The organism is Phenylobacterium sp., from assembly GCF_031412415.1.
Taxonomy (GTDB): Bacteria; Pseudomonadota; Alphaproteobacteria; order Caulobacterales; family Caulobacteraceae; genus Phenylobacterium.
The window spans coordinates 1-2,164 of the sequence record NZ_JANOCX010000223.1 but is presented as its reverse complement, the minus strand read 5'-3'; the positions used below and the strand labels follow the sequence as shown (position 1 = coordinate 2,164).

Genomic DNA, 2,164 nt, shown 5'->3' with positions numbered 1-2,164 from the left:
TTGGCGCGGAACACACCCGACTGGGCGAGGAGTTGGTCCACCAGGGTGGTTTTACCGTGGTCGACGTGAGCGATGATGGCGATGTTGCGGAGCGACATTGAATTGCCCGGGGAGGGCCCTATCTGGAGAAGCGGGCGCTTGTAGGCGAGGCCGGCCCATTAAGCCAGCGTCTTCTCGCCGAGCCGCAGCATGGCATTGTTCCGCTATTGTGCGCCGCACCAATTTTCAGTCTCATTATGCCAGCGCATATAGGGCTGATTTGTAACGGATTTTTTCGTGATCATTAGAAAATGTGATGACGAAAACACAAATTTGCTTGTTGTTTTGTGCGTCGCACTGTATAAGTTCGAACTGTGAGGCGTCGCTGACGCCTCTGCCCTTCCTGGGCGTTTCCTCCCTAATGAACTGCCGGGCCCTCGGGTCCGGCTTTTTTTTGGGCTGTCGCTTGGCGACGCCGAGGGGCGCTACTTCAACCCCGACCAGTCGGCCGCGGCCAAGGTGCGGGTAAGGGCTTCCAGGTCCGCCTGCAATCGCGTGAAGCCCTCGGTGGGCTCCAGGCGCGCCTCATCCAGATAGAGCCCGCGGTTGATCTCGATCTGCAGGGCGTGGGTCCGGCGACCCGGACGGCCATAGTGTTCGGTGGTGTAGCCCCCGGCGTAGGGGGCGTTGCGCGCCACCCGATAACCCATGGCCTCCAGTTCCTTCTCCACGCGCTGGCTGATCAGGCCCGCGCACGCCGCGCCGAACCGGTCGCCCAGGACGATGTCGCAGGCCGATCCCCCGACCCGCGCCGCCGCCGCCGGCATGGAGTGCCAGTCGATGAGGATCGCGTAGCCGTGCGCGGCGTGGGCTTCGCCGATCAGGCGGGCCAGGGCGGCGTGATATGGGGCGTGGGCGGTTTCGATCCGCGTGCGCGCCTCGGCGAAGGTCAGCTTGCGGGCGTAGATCTCCTGGCCTTCCGAGACCACGCGGGCGATGGCGCCCAGGCCGGCGGCCACCCGGGCCGTCCGCGAGCGGGCGAAATCCGGCAACTCGTCGGCGAACATGGTCTGGTCGAGTTCGAAGGCCTCGCGGTTCACGTCGATATAGGCGCGCGCGAGATTGGCGCAGATCATCGCCGCGCCCAGGCTGGGGCCGGCGCCGACCAGCTCGTCGACATAGGCGTCCTCCGAGCGTCGGATGGCGACGGCGTCGAGCGCCGCGGCGGCCATCATATCCTCGGGATAGAGGCGGCCGGAATGGGGCGAGGCGAAAACCAGCGGCGTCGGCGCGGGCGAGCCGGCGTCCGCCGCGCGCCGCACCTCGAAAGGCGGGACCTTCGGCGCGGCTCGGTTTGCGGCGATGGACTCCCAGGCGGTCATCGCGAGCATATGACGGTGCGTCTGCGTGGCGGTCAAACGGCGGCGCGCGCCAGCCGCCGGTTCATCGCGGATTTACATCTCGGCGCCTACTCTCGTTCTTTGCCGACATTCCTCTCGGAGCGCCTATGCCTCGGATCCTGCTCGCCGAAGATGATGACTCCCTGCGCGGGTTCCTGTCCCGCGCCCTGGAGCGGGCGGGCTTTGAGGTGACCGCCTGCGCCGATGGCGACGAGGCGGCCGCGGCGCTCACCCAGGACTGGGACCTGCTGCTCACCGACATCGTCATGCCTGGCATGGACGGCATCGAGGTGGCGCGCCTGGCCGCCGCGCGCCAACCGGGCCTGCGCATCATGTTCATCACCGGTTTCGCCGCCGTGGCCCTGGCCGCCGGCGACGCCGCGCCCCCCGGCGCCAAGGTGCTGTCCAAGCCTATTCACCTGCGCGAGATCGTCTCCGAGGTCGAACGGATGATGGCCGCGGCCTGATCGGGCGCTTGCGCGGCGTGCCCGGCGCCGTTATACCGCCGCCTCCCGCTCCCCTAGGGGAGACCGGCCGGTCGGACGTGTAGCTCAGCGGGAGAGCACCTCGTTGACATCGAGGGGGTCACAGGTTCAATCCCTGTCACGTCCACCATCCCTTTCCACCGCCTGGATTCCAGACCGCGCCTTGCCTCCGGGCCGGGCCGCGGGTCGCTACGATCGCCCGCGTCCGAACCCAGACCGTAAATGGCCCGCCGGTGAAGACCTCCGGCGTCGACGTCCTGGCTGACTATGACTTCGGCGAAGTCATGGGCGGCGCACTAC

At 67.4% G+C, this 2,164-nt stretch carries 3 protein-coding genes and 1 tRNA gene; 2 read left to right on the top strand and 2 right to left on the bottom strand.

Annotation, left to right across the window (positions count from 1 at the left end; genetic code table 11):
* Together RMO04_RS10990 and RMO04_RS10985 are read right to left on the bottom strand one after the other, a co-directional pair.
* On the bottom strand, positions 1 to 98 hold a 98-nt coding region (locus RMO04_RS10990), incomplete at its 3' end, for a GTP-binding protein (protein WP_309644828.1).
* 366 nt (positions 99 to 464) lie between these two features.
* On the bottom strand, positions 465 to 1,361 hold the full coding sequence (locus RMO04_RS10985) for an N-formylglutamate amidohydrolase (RefSeq protein WP_309644827.1): 897 nt from the start codon (positions 1,359 to 1,361) through the stop codon (positions 465 to 467).
* Between the two features lie 125 nt (positions 1,362 to 1,486).
* Between RMO04_RS10985 and cpdR the strand changes: the two genes are divergently transcribed.
* Together cpdR and RMO04_RS10975 are read left to right on the top strand one after the other, a co-directional pair.
* Complete coding sequence (gene cpdR, locus RMO04_RS10980; protein ID WP_309644826.1) at positions 1,487 to 1,846, top strand: cell cycle two-component system response regulator CpdR; 360 nt, start codon at positions 1,487 to 1,489, stop codon at positions 1,844 to 1,846.
* Positions 1,847 to 1,919: 73 nt separating this feature from the next.
* Positions 1,920 to 1,994: transfer RNA gene (locus RMO04_RS10975), tRNA-Val, on the top strand.
* Positions 1,995 to 2,164 lie beyond the last annotated feature (170 nt).